The organism is Kitasatospora sp. NPDC086791 (assembly GCF_040685975.1).
GTDB lineage: Bacteria > Actinomycetota > Actinomycetes > Streptomycetales > Streptomycetaceae > Kitasatospora.
Map to the genome: position 1 here is coordinate 219,693 of NZ_JBFBOC010000002.1, position 15,483 is coordinate 235,175.

Below are 15,483 nucleotides of genomic sequence, written 5' to 3' on the forward strand. Positions count from 1 at the left end.
TCGCACCTGCATCACACCCCAGCGGCTGTCGGTCGCGCGGAGCCTGCAGGGCCGGTCTCCGGCAAGCCTCTCGGCTAGCTACTCCGGCTGCCGACCGGCCCCTTGCCTCCAGGGCGGCAAGAGCTTGAGCAACGGACCGAGAGGGCGCTCGCGGCCGGGATGTCTTGGCACAGCTCGGAGTGGGAAGTCGGATCGGCCTACTTCCCACTCCGTTGTTGGTTCTACGGCTTGGTGGTTGGGGTTGAGGTTGCGGTGGGGGCGGGGCGGGGGTGGTCGGGGTGCTGGGCGACGAGGGGGTAGGCCCAGGCGAGGAGCGCGAGGAGGAGCGCGAAGGGGATGAGTGTGCAGAGGGTCGCGTGGCCCTCGGTATGGCGGGGTTCAGGTGGCATCGGGGGCGGGGGAGAGGTCGAGTTCGGCCCAGACGGTCTTGGCGTTGGGGTGTCGGGGGATGGTGCCCCAGCGGTCGCAGAGCGCGTCGATGAGGGTGAGGCCCCGGCCGGACTGGGCGTTGGGGGTGTGGACGGCGGGGAGGACGGGGAGCTTGTTGCCCTTGGGGTCGCTGATGGCGATGCGAAGGGTGGTGCCCCGGCGCGCGGTGGTGGTGAGCGCGAGGTGCAACTCGAAGCCGCGCCCCGGAACGCGTCCGTGCGTGATGGCGTTCGCGGCGAGCTCCGCGACGATGAGCAGCGCGGAGTAGAACGGCTCGGTGTGCGTCGAGTTCAGCCCCCAGAGCGTGAGTTGACGCCTGGCGAGCCGTCGGCAGATCGCCGCGCCTCTGGGCGTGGCGGCGAGGGTGGTGGTGTGGCGGCGGGGGCTGTCGAGCGGGATCTCGGTCGTCATGGGCAGAAGCGTGACGGCGCGGACTTACGCTGACCATGGATTCGATGGGCACGGAGAGTGCTTGTACGGATGCGGATGGTCGGCATGTCGGTCGGCCCGGACCAATTGAGCAAGGGGGCGAGCGCTACCCATGAGTGGTGTCGAGCGCACGGTGTTCGATGACGGTGAGACGGCGGAGAACTCGGACGGAGTCGCGGAGTTCTACAGCGCGGTGGGGAAGCAGATCAAGATCCTCCGCGAGCGGGCCGGCATCACGCAGAAGGAACTGGCGGGGCTGACCGGCTACAGCGAGGACCACGTGAGCTCGGTCGAACGGGGCATCCGCACCCCACGTATCGAGTACCTGACGGTGGTGGACAAGGCTGTCAACGCGGGCGGATTGCTCATCGCGGTCGCGGACGACGTGATGAGGGCGAAGATCCGGGTCAGCGAGCGTCACCCGGCGTTCTCCAAGGCGTTTACGGCGGAGGAGAACCGGGCGATCGAGATCCACGAGTACAGCACGATGGTGATCCCGGGACTACTCCAGACCGAGACGTACATCCGCGCTCTGTACGAGATGCGTCGGCCGCTTCTCTCGCCCGAGCAGATCGGCGAGTGGGTGGAGGCGAGGCGCGCTCGGCAGGAGATTCTTACGCGCTGGCCTTTGCCTGTGGTGACATGGGTGATCGACGAGAGCGTTCTCCGTCGTCCCTTGGGCGGGTGGGACGTTCACAACGAGCAGCTCCAGCACCTGCTGAAGGTCGGACAGATGAGGGGGCCGGAGCTGCAGATCATGCCCCTCGACCGGATGAACCACGCCGGGATGGGGGGCTCGTTCACGATCCTTACTCCGCCGGGCAGGCCACAGATCGGATACGTCGCGGCGCAGCACGTGAATCGATTGATCACGGATCCGGTGGAAGTCCGTAATATGGCGGCACGGTACAGCAGCATCCGGGCTCAGGCCTTGGGCCTGAGGGAGTCCCTGGCCTTGATCGAACAGATTCTGGGAGAGCGATAGGCATGGCCGAGCTGGCGTGGTTCAAAAGCAGCTACAGCACCAACGAGGACGCTCAGTGCATCGAGGTTGCCGAGACCCCCGGTGTCGTCCACGTGCGTGACTCCAAGGACATGAGCGGCCCCCAGTTGGCGTTCGAGCCGGCTGCGTGGGAGGCGTTCGTGACGTTCGCCGCCACTGCCGAGGTCTGATCGGACCTCCCCTCAACGGCCCACCGTCTATCTGGCGGCGGGCCGTTGGCGTACCGTCAGGAGGTATGGAACTGGCCTGGTTCAAGAGCAGCCACAGCAGCAACGAGGGCGGCGCCTGCGTCGAGGTGGCCTGGCGCAAGAGCAGCTACAGCAGTAACGAGGGTGGTCAGTGCGTCGAGGTTGCCGAGACCACCGAAGCCGTTCTCGTCCGCGATTCCAAGGACTCGAACGGTCCCCACCTCACCTTCGAACCCACCGCCTGGCGGGCATTCGTGGCGTTCGCCGCCAATGCCCGGGTCTGACCGAATATCCCCTACCCTTCCTCCATGCTCTCTGTGGTGGTGGCCTCTTGGGCGGGCGAGGCGGAGCCGGTGTTCGCGCGCAACCCGGACGTCCTGCACGACGCTGCGAGCACGATGAAGGTCGCCGTGCTCGCGGCCCTCTGGCGTGGCGGTGTGAACCTGGACGCCGAGGTGCCGGTGGTGAACCACTTCAGGTCCGCTGTCGGCGGGGAGTTCGGGAACAATGCGGACTACGACAGTGATTCCCTGCCCTGGGAGCTGCTGGGTTCGCACGTCCCGCTCAGCCTCCTCGCCGAGCGGATGATCACGCACTCCTCCAACCTCGCGACCAATCTCTGCCTGGCCCGCACCACTCCGCAGTCCGTCGCCGAGGTCTGGCGCCGCGCCGGGGCGACCCGCAGCTCCACCCCGCGCGGGATCGAGGACCACGCGGCGCGCGCGGCGGGCGTCAACAATCTGGTCAGCGCCCGTGACCTGGTCCGGCTGCTGCGCTCACTCGCCGGGGAGCCCGAACTCCTCGCGCTGCTGGAGGACAACGACTTCCGGGTGGACCTCGCCGCCGGTCTCCCCCCGAACACCCGGATCGCCTTCAAGAACGGCTGGATCCCCGGCGCCCGGCACTGCGTCGGCCTCGTCCACCCGCAGGACTGCCCGCCGTACCTCCTCGCCGTCTGCTACACCGGCCCGCTCGCCTCCGGCGCCGATCGCTCCGACCCGGCGGCGCGGCTGCTGGCCCGCATCTCCTCGGCGGTGTGGGCGCGGCGTCATGGGATCGGCACATCTCCATGAGCATGACGATCAGTTGAGGGTGGTACGAACTCCAGGCATTCCACTCGCTGTCGGGGGAGAGCTTGGGGGTGAACCGAGGTGTCGTCGCGTCTGCGGAACCTCGCCCGAGTGGTCACGGCGCTCGCGGTCGCGGCCGCCTACGCCGCGCTGCAGTCGGCGATCGACGTGGGCATCGACAGGGCGGGCGGGCGTACGGGGTCGGACCTCGAAGCCGCGTTCGCGCTGTGGTCGGCGGTGGCGGCGCTCGCCCTGGCCTGGCCGGCCCTGTGGCTGCGGCACCGGCGGCGGTCGGGAGCCGCGCAACTCGTCGGCCTCGTCAGCCGGTTCGTCCCGCGCCGGCCGCGCTGGAGCAGGGCGCTGCGATTGGCCGACAGCGTCGGCCTGATGCTGTTCGGGGCCGGGACCTCTGCCGTCACCGTGTCGGAGCAGCGGGGCCACACGATGCCCCTGGAGTCGCAGTTCCTCCTGCTGTTCGGCGGTCTGGCGACCCTGGGGGCGGGTCTCCTGGTCATTCGCCGCACCCGTCCGTACGCGGGGCGGCCGGCGGCCCAGGCACTGCTGCGGGACGGCCGTGAACCCGTGCTCTACCTGCGCAGTTTCGACGACGACGAGATCGCCGCCCAGATCGACGACGGCGCGGACTTCAACATCAACACGCGGGAGGAGCAGTTCGTCGGCGCGTTGGGTGTGATCGGCCCCGTGATCGCCGTGGGACAGCCCTCGGAGCCCCTGCCGCGCCTCGGCGCCGCGCGGTTCTACCTGCCGCTGGACGACTGGAAGTCGACGGTGCTGCGGCTGATGGACCTGTCCCAGCTCATCGTCCTGCGCCTGGGGCAGGGGGACGGGCTGTGGTGGGAGGTCGAGCAGGTGCGGGCCACCCAGCCGGCCGGGAAGCTGCTCCTGCTCGCGCCGGGCGGCCCGTCCGACCTGGTGGCCCGGTTGAACGACCACCTGCCCGTCCCGGTGCCGCCGGGAGGGCTCGGTCCGGACGAGCACTGGATCTCCGCCGTCATCGTCTTCGACGAGCTCTGGACGCCCCGCGTGTTCCCGGTGGGGCCCCGCCGAACGGGATGGCGGTCCTGGATGCGAAGCCCGGGCCTCGGGGCGGTGGAGACGTCCACGCTCCACGTGGCCCGCGCGGTGCAGGCCGCTCTGGCCTCCGTGGGACGTCGGCGGCGGACGATGCTCTGGAGACCCCGCCTCGCCTCGAAGCTGGTCGGTCTGACCGGCCTCGGACTCGCGGTCGAGCTGGTCCTGGCGGGCTGGCTCGTCTACCGGGCACTGCAGTTGATCGCACTCTGGTGAACACGAACCTTGGGGGAAACGTGGACCATTCGCACCAAGCCGCCCCGCTCGCGGGCGCGAACGGGGCCGGCGCCCGGCCGTACAGGGCCGTGACCGGCCTGAGCGTGGCCGCGACGGTCCTGATCCTGCTGTCGCTGCTGTACAGCGTCCTGCTCACGGTGTCCGACTGGCGCGTCTACCTCGTCGTCGAGCACTACCTCGCGGGGACGGCGACGCTTGAGGAGGCCCAGTCCGCCGACGACTTCTCCAGCTTCTTCACGTGGTGGAAGGGCCTGCTGGTCATCGTCGCGGCCGGCGTGGTGTTCCTGGTCTGGCTGTGGAGAGCGAGGATCAACGCCGAGTCGCTGGGTGGTCCGGACAGCCAGCGCCGGGTGAGGGGGTGGGTCGTCGGCTCCTGGATGACCCCGGTGGCGAACCTCTGGATCCCGTACCTGATCGTGACGGACATCTGGAAGGCCAGCGCGCCCCGGCGGTCGGCTCCCGGTGCCCTCCTCGTGGTCTGGTGGGGGGCGTGGGTGATCGGAGGGTACGTGGGCCAGAGCTACACGTACCTGGTGATGAAGGACTCGCTGACGGAGGACGACCTGCGTCGCGCGGTGTACCTCTCCACCGTCTCCACCGTGCTCTACGTGCTCGCCGGTGTGCTGATCCTCTACACCGTCCACCGGATCAGTACCTGGCAGACGCTGCGGCGCCCCGCTCCGACCGGCTGATCCGGCCGGAGCGGGGCGCCCGGACCCGTGGGCCCGGCCCCGGTCCCGGTTCCGGCCGAGTCGTCAGTACGGCTGGACGAGGACGTGTGCCGCGCCCGGGATGCCGACCTCGAGGAGTTCGTCCTCCTCCGGGGTGGTCGGGGTGCCGGTCTCCTGCTTGAGGACCGCGCGGGACAGGCTCTGGACCCACAGGGCGCGCGGGCGGCGGCGCTCCTCCCAGGCGGTGAGGGCGGCCGGGACGTCGTCCGCCGCGTCCAGGCTGTGGGCGAGCACCAGCGCGTCCTCGACGGCCATCGCGGCGCCCTGGGCCAGGTGCGGGGTGGAGGCGTGGGCGGCGTCGCCCGCGAGGACGATCCGGCCGACGTGCCAGGGCTCCTCGACGGTGACCTGGGAGATCCGCGAGTGGACCACGGCGGCGGGGTCGGTGATCTGCGCCAGTGCCTCGGCGATCGGGCCGCCGAAGCCAGCCAGCCGCTCGCGCAACTGCTCGTGGGCGCGCTCCGGGTCCGGGCGGAAGTCCTCGGCCTCGGCGAACACCGAGCCCAGGTACATGAGGTCCGCGCTGATCGGGGTGAGCAGCGCCTTCGCCGCGAGGTTGCCGGCGGACATCACCACGCCCTGCACCTCGGGCGAACGCGGCAGCGTCACCCGCCAGTTGGCGAAGCCGGTGTACTCGGGCCGGTACGCCTCGCCGTACAGGTGCCGGCGCAGCGGCGAGCCGATGCCGTCGAAGCCGACGACCAGGTCGTAGCGGCCGGAGTGCCCGTCGGTGAGGGTGACGTCGACGCCCTCGCCGTCGTCGGTGATCGAGGCGATGGTGGTGCCGAAGCGGAGGGCGGCGCCGGCCCCGGTGGCCGCGTCGGCGAGGACGCGGGCGAGCGCGGGGCGCGGTATGCCGTTGTTGGACGGGGCGTCGCCCATCCGGGGCTGCGGGATTTTGGCGAGGGTGGCGCCGGCCGGGTCGCAGATGGTCAGCACCTCCCACTCGAAGCCGGCGGCCAGGCAGTCGTCCAGGACGCCGATCTCGCGCATCACGTGCAGGGCGTTGGAGGGCTGGATGATGCCGACGCCGAGTGCCTCCAACTGCTCGCGCAGCTCGGCGACCTCGACGTGGTGGCCCCGCTTCGCGAGGGCGGTGGCGAGGGTGAGGCCGCCGATGCCGCCGCCGTGGACGAGGACGCGCAGGGGTGTGGTCATGGTGTGGTGCTCCCAGAGAAGTGCGGTTCAGCCGGGGGGACGGGTGAGGCTGGGAATACGGGTGAGGCCGGGAAGGCGGGTGAGGCCGGGAAGGCGGAGCCGACCGGGGCGAGGGGGAAGCGGGTTCAGCCGGCGGGGGAGGCGGCGGCGAGTTCCATCAGGTGGTCGACCAGGGCGAGCAGCAGGTCCCGTCCGAAGGCGCGCTCGCGCACGTCCCCGAGCAGCATCGGGACCTGCGGGTCGAGGTCGAGCGCGGCCCGGATCTCGTCGGGGGTGCGGGTGTTGGTGTTGTGGAAGCAGTTGATCGCGACCACGAACGGGATGCCCCGGCTCTCGAAGAAGTCGATGGAGGCGAAGCTGGTCTCCAGCCGGCGGGTGTCGGCGATGACGATCCCGCCGAGGGCGCCGTTGACCAGGTCGTTCCACATGAACCAGAAGCGTTCCTGCCCGGGCGTGCCGAACAGGTAGACCACCAGCTCGGGGCTGACCGTGATCCGGCCGAAGTCCAGGGCGACGGTGGTGGTGTCCTTCTGGTCGACGCCGGACAGGTCGTCGACGCCGACGCTGGCCCGGGTCAGGTACTCCTCGGTGCGCAGCGGGGTGACCTCGCTGACCGAGCCGACCAGGGTGGTCTTGCCGACGCCGAAGCCGCCCGCGATCAGGATCTTGACGGCGGCCGGGGCGGCGGGGTGGGTGGCAGTGGTGATGCCGGCGGTGGGGTTGGTGGCGGTGGGGTCGCCGATGGCGGAGTGGGGTGTTGCCATGTTCAGAGTCTCCGGAGTCCTTCGCGTACGGCCGTGAGCAGGCCGAGGTCCACGCCCCCGGCGGCCCGGGCCACCGACAGCGGCGCCCGGGCCTTCAGCAGGCCCTGGGCGACCAGGTCGCCCAGCAGGATCTTGGTGACCGAGACCGGGAGGTCCAGGCCGGCCGACACCTCGGCCACGGCTGCCGGGCGCCGGCAGCGTTCGAGGATCAGGCGGTGCTCGGGCTGGAGGCCGCGGGCACCGGCGCGGCTGCCCCGCGCCAGGGCCTTGGCGGTCTCCTCCTCGACCGTGGTGAGCACCGTGATGAGGGTGAGGTCGTCGCGCTCGGGCGCGGTCCGGCCGCGGGTGATGGTGTACGGGCGGACCATGCTGCCCGTCTCGTGCTCCGCGTCCTCCTCCAGCTCGCTCCAGTGCGGCACCGCGCCGCGCCGCCGGCCGTCGTCGCGGCCGGCGGCCCGGGCGTCGTTCCCGTACGGGCCCACCTGCGTCAGCCCCGGTTCCGGGCGGCGAAGACGTCGAACGAGGCGGGCGCGCCGAAGGGGGCGGGCGCGGCGGGTGCGATCGGCGCGGCGGGCGGGTTGTCGGCGCGGGCCGGGGTGCTGAGCTTCTGGCCGACCTGCTGCACCAGGGTGTGCATCGCGACCGACATCACCTCGGCGTCCACCTCCTGGGAGGCGACCACGGCCAGGTGGGTGCCCTGGGCGGCGGCGATGACGAACAGCCAGCACTCGGCGAGCTCGACGATCACCTGGTGCACCGGCCCGCCGTCGAACAGCACCCCGACCCCGCGCGCCAGGCTCTGCTGGCCGGTGGCGACGGCGGCCAGGCGCTCGGCGTCGGCCCGCTCGATGGTGCGGGAGTGGCTGACCACGAGTCCGTCGTCGGAGAGCAGGACGGCGTTCCTGGTCTCGGGCACCGAGTCGACGAGTCCGTCCAGCAGCCAGTCCAGGTCCTGGTGGGTGGCGATCGTGCGGTTCATCACTGGTCATCCGTTCGTGTGGTTCGGGAGTCCGCGGCGGGCAGCGCCCAAGGGGAGTGGCCCGGCGCGGGGGCCGGGGGACCGGCGGGGGTGGGGGGAGTCGGCCGGGTGAGGGCCGCGGGCAGCCGGTGCTCGCCGCTGTCCTGGGCCCGGGCGGCACGGGACTGGCGCTGGAACGCGCCGATCGCCGCGCCCGAACGCCGCACCGGGCGGTCGGGGCGCCGGAACGGGCTCGCGGGCGGCGGCACGGCGCCCTCGGTGGGGCCGTCGGTGATTCCGCCGGTTCCGTCGCTGGTGCCGCGGCCGGTGTCCGCGGCGGGGCGGTCGGCGCGGCGCTCGACCCACGGCGAGCCGGTCGGCGGGGGCACCCGCAGCTCGGCGGCCAGGCTGGCCTGGCGCACCCGCTGCGGCAGCGGCGGCTGCCCGCCCTCGGCCGGGCTGTACGGCACCGAGGTCGGGTACTCGCGGGTGCCGCGCCGCTCGGCCAGCCGGTAGTGGTCGGCCGGGCGGTACTGCTCGTCGGCGTACGGGGCCTCGGCCTCGGTGACCCGGGCGTAGGCGATGTCCGGGTAGGCCGGGGTCTCGTGCGCGGGCGTCGGCTCGGCCGGGGAACTGTGCTCGATCGGCTGCTCGGGCCGGAACGGCTCCTCGGGCGGGAGGGACTGCTGCGCGGGGTACGGCGCGGGGTACGGCGCGGGGTGCTGCGCGGGGGCCGGCGGCAGCGGCTGGTGGGCCTCCTGGAGCGGAGCCGGCGGGTACGGGGCCTGCGGCGCCGGGGCGGGCGGGAAGACCGCGTGCGGCGCGGTCTCCGGGAACGGTGCCACGGGGGCAGGCGCCACCGGGAACGGCTCCACTGGGAAGGGCTCGATCGGGAAGGGCTCGATCGGGAAGGAAGCCTCCCGGACCGGTGCTTCCGGCAGCGGTGCCTGCGTCGCCTCCGGCAGTGACAGCGGCAGCGACTGTGACAGCGGCACGGGTGCGGCCTGCGGCACGAAGTCGCCCTGCCCGAAGGCCTCCACCGGCGCGACCGGCGGCCCGGCCGGCACCTGGGCGGGCGCTTCGTCGGAGGCCGACCGCACCGCCCGGCGCGAGCGCCGGACCAGCGGGATCGGCTCGGCGGCCGTTCCGACGGCGCTGTCCGGCAGGCCGGTGTCGCCCTCGATGACCAGCTCCTCCGGGACGAGCACGACGACCCGGGTGCCGCCGAAGGCCGACGGGCGGAACTCGATCTTCAGCCCGTGCAGCGAGGCGAGCCGGGCCACCACGTGGAAGCCGAGGCGGATGTCGTCGGCCCGGGCCAGGACGTCGGTGCGCGGCGGACGGCTCATCAGGTCGTTGGCCGCGTCGTACTGCTCCGGGTCCATGCCGAGGCCGCGGTCCTCGATCTCGATCGCGAGCCCGCGACCGACGATGGCGGCCCGGACCTCGACCGGCGTGGGCGGCTTGGAGAACGTGGTCGCGTTCTCCATCAGTTCGGCGAGCACGTGGGCGACCGGGCCGACGGCCCGCTCGGACAGCCACGGGTGGCCCTCGACGTCGAGCATGATCCGGCGGTAGTCCTGCACCTCGCCCTGCGCGGCGCGCAGCACGTCCAGCAGCGGGACGGGCTTGCGCCAGCGCCGCTGCGGCTGGCCGCCGGCCATGATGACGAGGTTCTCCTCGTAGCGGCGCAGCCGGGCGGTGAGGTGGTCGAGGTCGAACAGGCCCTCCAGGACCTCCGGGTCCTCGTGCTTGCGCTCCAGCTCGTCCAGCTTGCGCAGCTGGCGGCCGATCAGCAGCTGGGTGCGGCGGGCGATGCGCTGCAGCAGCCGCTCGAAGCCGCGGTGCTGCTCGGCCTGGCCGACGGCGGCCGCCAGGGCGGAGGAGCGGGCCAGGTTGAGCGCCTGGCCGAGCCGGGCCAGCTCGTCGGTGCCGTTGCCGTGCGGCCCGTCGGTGATGACGGCGGTCTCGGCCTCGACGTCCACCTGCTCGCCGCGGCCGAGGCGGTCGACCACCTCGGGCAGGGTGCGCTGCATCTCCTCGGCCTGGGTGTGCAGTTCCTTGATGCGGCGGCGCAGCGAGCGGCTGAGCCGCCAGGAGGCGATGACCACCGCGATGACCGTGATCAGGCCGACGACGGTGGTCAGCACGACCTTGGTCAGCAGGTCCAGGATGCTTCCCTTGCCGACCTCGACGATGCCGCTGGTGCGGGTCTCGATCGCCTTGACCAGCTGCGGGTTGAGCTGGTCGAGGGCCTGGCGCCACTGGTCCTGGGCGGCGGGCAGCTTGACGGTGCCGTTGGCGTCGGCGGCGGTGGGCTTGGTCAGCTGCTGCTCGACGGCGGCCTTGGCCTGCCAGGCCGGACTGGTCATCAGGTCGTGCCAGGCGGGCGCCTCGGCGTCCGGGAGGTACGGGACGACCTGGACGGTGAGCAGGTGGTCCTGCGCGCCGATGGCCTGCTGGACGGCCTGGAAGTCGGCGGTGGCGAGGCGGCCGGTGGGCCAGCCGCGGGCCAGGACGGCGTCCTCGCGGGCCAGCATCTCCTTCGCCCAGAAGGCGTTCACCAGGGTCTTGGAGATCCAGGTGACCTCGCCGGTGTCCACGTGGCTGAGCGCGGTGAACAGCCGCAGGTCCACCGCGATCAGGTCGGTGTAGTAGGCGTAGACGGTCTGCTGGTCGATCGAGCCACGGTCCACGGCGGCGCGCTGTTCGGCCAGTTTGCCCATGGCCTGGCGGGCTTCGGCGACGGCGTTGCGCACCTCGTCGGGCGCGCTGTCGGCGGTCTCGCCGGACAGGGCCTGGAACTGGCGCACCGCGTCGTCGGTCGACTGCCGCTGGCGGCGCAGCTGGTCGGCGTTGGCGCCGGGCCGGGCGAGCGCCTCGGCGCTGAGCCGGCGTTCCTCCTGGAGGTTGTAGTAGACGATGTTCGACGGCTGGCCGGCCTTCTGGGCCAGTAGGCCCTGGGCGGCCTGCCGTTGGAAGTCGAAGACGGTCTCGCCGCTGGTGACCGCCCAGAGGGCGACGAGGGCGAGGCTGGGGACGACGGCCAGGACGAGCAGCGCCGTCCGCAGGGACAGGCGTGGACGCCTGCGGGGGCCCTTCGGCGTCGGGGGCCGCCGATTCGCACGCGCGCGCAGAGCAGTCTCCTTGGGGCTGGCGGCCGGCCGGTGAGGGGCGGGCCGTCCGGGCACGGGCTTTTTGACGAAGCGATACTAGTCATACCGTGTGATTAGAGTGAAAGCCCGTTCGCTGTCTGGGTGGTGCTTGCGCACTTATCGGACACAATGTCACTCGGGTATTGACTGTGCGTGTGCGGAGCAGACTGTTGCGGACTGGCTTGACACAGTGTCAGTCGCCTGCGCGGCCGGCGGGTGGCCGCGGCGTGAAAACTGTGTGACGCCACCGTGGAGGCCGGCCGGTTGCCTGGCTCGGTTGGCTGGTTCGGTTGGCCGGCTCGGTCGGCGTCGCCGGGTCTCCACCGGGTTAGACGTGCCGGAGGTGGCTCCGCGTTCACGGGGTGCGGGCGTGGGCGTGGGCATGGGGGTGGGCTCGTCGGCGGGCCCCGGCCCGGTCCGCTCGCGGGGCCCGGCCCGATCCGCTCGCGGGGCCCGGCCCGCTCGCCGGGTTCAGTCCGCCAGGAGGCGGGAGCGGGTGGCCTCCAGCTCCGCGGCCAGTACCCGTCCGGCGGCCTCCTGGTCGCCGTCGTGGACGGCGCGGACGAGGGCGGCGTGTGCGTCGTAGCCCTGGTTCGGGTCCCCGGCCCGGAGGTCGAACAGGCCGACCAGGGTGACCAGTTGCTCGCGCAGGACCGGGGCGAACTGGGCGAAGAGGTCGTCCAGGACGGGGTTGTGGGCGGCTGCCACGACGGCGGTGTGCAGGGCGATGTCGGCCTCGACGAAGGCGGCGTCGTCGGCCCCGCCCGCCGCGTGGCGGGCGGCCAGGGTGGCGTCCAGGGTGGCGAGGTCCGCCTCCGTGCGGCGGGTCGCGGCGAGGCGGGCGGCCTGCACCTCGACCATCGTCCGCACCTCGTAGACGTGCGCCAGCTCGGCGCGGCGCAGTCGGGCGGGCCAGTCCTCGGTGGGACGGTCGGCGGTGACGAAGACCCCGGAGCCCTGGCGGCTCTGCACCATCCCCGCCGCGGCGAGCGTGCGCAGCGCCTCCCGGACCGTCGAGCGGCCGACACCCAGCTCCTTGGCCAGCGCCACCTCGCCCGGCAGCTTCCCGCCCACCGGCCACTGGCCGGCCCGGATCTGCTCCTCGATCCGCGTGGCGGCCTGTTCGGCGAGGGGGGAGGGGCGGAGCGGGGTCATCGGGCTCACCTGTCAGGTTGTCTGAGGACTTGTGTCGTGGTTACTCTACCCGGCATGCAGCCCTGGATCCTCCCCGTGGGGGGCCTTCTCCTTGGTGGCCGCAGCGGGGCATGACCGGACCGGCACCCCGCTGCGGGGCGCCGTCCTGCCGGTCACCGGTACGCGTCATGAGGAACTCGCATGATCTTCCCGACCCTGCACGCCCCCGCCGGGCCCGTCCCGGCCGACGCCCCCGCCTGGAACCCGCAGCGCGGCGGCGCCATGCCCTCCCACCGCTACCGCCCCGCCCACGAACGGGTCCACGTGCCCGCCCTGATGCGGCGCTGGCCCGGCCGACGCATCGAGCGGGCGCCGCTGTGGGTGCCCGTCGACCTGCGGGACGGCAACCAAGCACTCGCCGAACCGATGGACCCGGCACGCAAGCAGCGGATGTTCGACCTGCTGCTGGCCATGGGCTTCAAGGAGATCGAGGTCGGCTACCCCTCCGCCAGCCGGACCGACTTCGACTTCGTCCGGCAACTGGCCACCACCCCCGGTGCCGTCCCCGAGGACGTCACGGTCGTCGTCTTCACCGCCGCCCGGGCCGACCTGATCGAGCGCACCTACCAGGCCGTCGCCGGCCTGCCGCGCGTCGTCCTCCACCTCTACACCGCGACCGCGCCGCTGTGGCGGGACGTCGTCCTCGGCAAGGGGCGGGCGGAACTGCGGGCGCTGATCACCGACGCCGCCGCGCACCTGGCCCGGTTGGGGGAGGGGCGGGACGGCCTGCGGTTCCAGTTCTCGCCCGAGGTGTTCAACCTGACCGAGCCCGACTACGTCCTGGAGGTGTGCAACGCGCTGACCCGGCTGTGGGACGCGAGCCCCGACCGGCCCGTCGTCCACAACCTGCCGGCGACGGTCGAGACCGCCACCCCCAACGTCTACGCCGACCAGATCGAGTACATGGACCGGCACCTGGAGCGGCGCGACGCGGTGATCCTCTCCGTCCACCCGCACAACGACCGGGGCACGGGCGTCGCCTGCGCCGAACTCGCCGTGCTGGCCGGTGCGCAGCGGATCGAGGGCTGCCTGTTCGGCAACGGCGAGCGCACCGGGAACGTCGACCTGGTGACCCTGGCGCTCAACCTGCACACCCAGGGCGTCGACCCGATGCTCGACCTGTCCGACATCGACGAGATCCGGCGCACCGTCGAGCACTGCAACCGGCTGCCCGTCCACGAGCGCCACCCCTACGCCGGGGACCTGGTGCACACCGCCTTCTCCGGCACCCACCAGGACGCCATCAAGAAGGGGTTGCACCGACACACCGGGGCCGCCGCCGAACTCGGCCTCCCCGAGCGGGAAGCGCCCTGGTCGGTGCCGTACCTGCCGATCGACCCGGCCGACCTGGGCCGGGACTACGAGGCGGTGATCCGGGTCAACAGCCAGTCCGGCAAGGGCGGGATCGCCTACCTGCTGCAGACCGGGGAAGGGCTGGAACTGCCCCGCCGGCTGCAGATCGACTTCGCGCGGGTCGTGCAGCGGGCGACGGACGACAGCGGGAGGGAGGTGACGGGCGAGGAACTGTACGGGCTGTTCCGGGCGGAGTACCTCGATGAGGGTTCCTCATGGGCCTGGCGGGTGGGTGACGACTGGGCCGAGGTCGACGGCCGGCGGGGCACCGGCGCCGGGCCGCTGGACGCGATCGCGGACGCGGTGGGGGTGGAGATCCTCTCCTTCAGCGAACACGCGGTGGGCTCCGGACCGGACGCGGTCGCCTATGTCGAGGCGCGGGTCGCGGGCCGGGTGGTGTGGGGCGCCGGGCGGGACGCCTCCGTGCTCACCGCAGGCGTACGGGCGGTGCTGAGCGCGGCCGGTCGGGGCGCGGCCGCGGCCGTTGCTGTCGCCGCTGCTGACGAGCGGAAGGTCATGAGCGGGGCTCATGAGGCGAGGTCATGAGCGGAACTCATGGAGAAAGCCGTGGAGGCGGTCATGAGCGGAAGGCATGATGGCCCGATGACGTCCTCTTCTCTCCCCTCCCGAAGCCTGGCAGTGGCCGAGGCGCTGGCGGCCGCCGGCGTGGCCGGCGAGATCGTCGTCCTGCCCGACTCCGCCCGTACGGCCGCCGAGGCCGCGGCGGCCCTCGGCTGCGAGGTCGGGGCCATCGCCAACAGTCTGGTGTTCCTGTGCGACGGCGAGCCGCTGCTGGTGATGACCAGCGGCGCCCACCGGGTCGACACCGGTTACCTGGCCGAACAGTTGGGCGCGGGCGGCATCACCCGGGCGAGCGCCGATCAGGTCCGCGGGGCCACCGGCCAGGCCATCGGCGGCGTCGCCCCCACCGGCCACCCCGCCCCGCTGCGTACGGTGGTCGACACCGCGCTCCAGCGGTACGAGGTGCTGTGGGCGGCCGCCGGGCACCCGCACACCGTCGTCCCGATGTCCTACGCGGAGCTGCTGCGGGTGACGGGAGGAACCCCGTCCGCCGTGGCGGCGGACTGACCGGCGACCCGCCCGGACAGCAGCCCTTTGTACGGGACGGGCTGCTCTCCCGTCCGGGTGATACTGGCGCGATGCTGTTGACGTACATCGCCGAGCTGGCGGACGAGCCGCTGGCCCTCGAACCGGACGACCACCCGCTGGAGTGGGAGACCAACACCTGGTGGTTGAGCGCCGAGGTCGAGGACCGGCGGTCGCTGACGGTCGCCGAGGTGGTCACCGCCTTCGAACGGACGGCGCTGCTGCTCCGGGCCCGGGTCGCCGGGCTGGGACACGCCGGCCCGGCGACCTTCTACGTCTGGCACGACGACCGGGCCGGACAACTGCGCTGCTCCACCGGATCGGTGGGCCCGGAGGAGCTGCCGTTCGGGGGCGCGTACGTTCCGGTCGACGACCTCGCGCCGATCGTCGCCGAGTTCCTGGCGGACGACGAGCCCGGCGTGACCAGGCTGACGGACGCCCCTGGTGCCCTCGACGGCGAGGACGCCCCGGACCGGGAAGAGCCGCAGAACCCGCCCTTCCCGGTCTGGTTCCGCAGCGTCACAGCCTCCGGCTGAGCCGACCGCCCTGGACCGCGGACCGCCCGCTTCCGGTCGGGGGCACCCGGCAGGCCCGAGCCGGTCGGCCGGGCGGCCC

General features: G+C 72.6%; 16 protein-coding genes. 9 read left to right on the forward strand and 7 right to left on the reverse strand.

Annotated features, from left to right (window positions below):
* Positions 1 to 378: 378 nt before the first annotated feature.
* Positions 379 to 840 (reverse strand): ATP-binding protein, encoded by a 462-nt coding sequence (locus AB0Q99_RS04950; RefSeq protein WP_363568563.1) that lies wholly within the window; start codon positions 838 to 840, stop codon positions 379 to 381.
* Between the two features lie 130 nt (positions 841 to 970).
* Here AB0Q99_RS04950 and AB0Q99_RS04955 point away from each other — a divergent pair, with 130 nt between their 5' ends.
* From AB0Q99_RS04955 to AB0Q99_RS04980, 6 genes are all read left to right on the forward strand, one after another.
* Positions 971 to 1,843: a helix-turn-helix transcriptional regulator gene (locus AB0Q99_RS04955; RefSeq protein ID WP_363568565.1), complete on the forward strand. Its 873-nt coding sequence runs from the start codon at positions 971 to 973 to the stop codon at positions 1,841 to 1,843.
* A 2-nt stretch (positions 1,844 to 1,845) separates the two neighbouring features.
* Positions 1,846 to 2,031: a DUF397 domain-containing protein gene (locus AB0Q99_RS04960; RefSeq protein ID WP_363568566.1), complete on the forward strand. Its 186-nt coding sequence runs from the start codon at positions 1,846 to 1,848 to the stop codon at positions 2,029 to 2,031.
* Positions 2,032 to 2,096: 65 nt separating this feature from the next.
* Positions 2,097 to 2,333, forward strand: coding sequence for a DUF397 domain-containing protein (locus tag AB0Q99_RS04965; protein WP_363568567.1), 237 nt, complete (start codon positions 2,097 to 2,099; stop codon positions 2,331 to 2,333).
* A 24-nt stretch (positions 2,334 to 2,357) separates the two neighbouring features.
* Entirely contained in the window at positions 2,358 to 3,122 is a 765-nt protein-coding gene (locus AB0Q99_RS04970) for a serine hydrolase (protein WP_363568569.1), read from the forward strand.
* 78 nt (positions 3,123 to 3,200) lie between these two features.
* The gene (locus AB0Q99_RS04975; RefSeq protein WP_363568571.1) at positions 3,201 to 4,427 is read left to right on the forward strand and encodes a transferase; all 1,227 of its coding nucleotides are present in this window, start codon (positions 3,201 to 3,203) and stop codon (positions 4,425 to 4,427) included.
* Positions 4,428 to 4,447: 20 nt separating this feature from the next.
* Positions 4,448 to 5,140, forward strand: a complete 693-nt coding sequence (locus AB0Q99_RS04980) for a DUF4328 domain-containing protein (protein ID WP_363568573.1) — start codon at positions 4,448 to 4,450, stop codon at positions 5,138 to 5,140.
* Positions 5,141 to 5,203: 63 nt separating this feature from the next.
* On the opposite strand, the gene AB0Q99_RS04985 is transcribed toward AB0Q99_RS04980, so the two are convergent.
* From AB0Q99_RS04985 to AB0Q99_RS05010, 6 genes are all read right to left on the reverse strand, one after another.
* Positions 5,204 to 6,337 (reverse strand): FAD-dependent monooxygenase, encoded by a 1,134-nt coding sequence (locus tag AB0Q99_RS04985; RefSeq protein WP_363568575.1) that lies wholly within the window; start codon positions 6,335 to 6,337, stop codon positions 5,204 to 5,206.
* A gap of 125 nt (positions 6,338 to 6,462) precedes the next feature.
* Positions 6,463 to 7,101, reverse strand: coding sequence for an ATP/GTP-binding protein (locus tag AB0Q99_RS04990; RefSeq protein WP_363568576.1), 639 nt, complete (start codon positions 7,099 to 7,101; stop codon positions 6,463 to 6,465).
* A gap of 2 nt (positions 7,102 to 7,103) precedes the next feature.
* The gene (locus tag AB0Q99_RS04995) at positions 7,104 to 7,469 is read right to left on the reverse strand and encodes a DUF742 domain-containing protein (RefSeq protein WP_363569251.1); all 366 of its coding nucleotides are present in this window, start codon (positions 7,467 to 7,469) and stop codon (positions 7,104 to 7,106) included.
* Positions 7,470 to 7,588: 119 nt separating this feature from the next.
* Positions 7,589 to 8,080: a roadblock/LC7 domain-containing protein gene (locus AB0Q99_RS05000; RefSeq protein WP_363568578.1), complete on the reverse strand. Its 492-nt coding sequence runs from the start codon at positions 8,078 to 8,080 to the stop codon at positions 7,589 to 7,591.
* Complete coding sequence (locus AB0Q99_RS05005; RefSeq protein WP_363568580.1) at positions 8,080 to 11,250, reverse strand: nitrate- and nitrite sensing domain-containing protein; 3,171 nt, start codon at positions 11,248 to 11,250, stop codon at positions 8,080 to 8,082. Before AB0Q99_RS05005 ends, AB0Q99_RS05000 begins: the two co-directional genes overlap by 1 nt.
* Positions 11,251 to 11,685: 435 nt before the next feature.
* Positions 11,686 to 12,369 (reverse strand): FadR/GntR family transcriptional regulator, encoded by a 684-nt coding sequence (locus AB0Q99_RS05010; protein WP_363568582.1) that lies wholly within the window; start codon positions 12,367 to 12,369, stop codon positions 11,686 to 11,688.
* 180 nt (positions 12,370 to 12,549) lie between these two features.
* On the opposite strand from AB0Q99_RS05010, the gene AB0Q99_RS05015 reads away from it, so the two are divergent.
* The 3 genes from AB0Q99_RS05015 (at position 12,550) to AB0Q99_RS05025 (ending at position 15,404) form a co-directional block, all read left to right on the forward strand.
* On the forward strand, positions 12,550 to 14,307 hold the full coding sequence (locus AB0Q99_RS05015; protein ID WP_363568584.1) for a 2-isopropylmalate synthase: 1,758 nt from the start codon (positions 12,550 to 12,552) through the stop codon (positions 14,305 to 14,307).
* A gap of 57 nt (positions 14,308 to 14,364) precedes the next feature.
* Positions 14,365 to 14,850 (forward strand): YbaK/EbsC family protein, encoded by a 486-nt coding sequence (locus tag AB0Q99_RS05020; protein ID WP_363568586.1) that lies wholly within the window; start codon positions 14,365 to 14,367, stop codon positions 14,848 to 14,850.
* 71 nt (positions 14,851 to 14,921) lie between these two features.
* Positions 14,922 to 15,404 (forward strand): hypothetical protein, encoded by a 483-nt coding sequence (locus AB0Q99_RS05025; protein ID WP_363568588.1) that lies wholly within the window; start codon positions 14,922 to 14,924, stop codon positions 15,402 to 15,404.
* Positions 15,405 to 15,483: the final 79 nt, after the last annotated feature.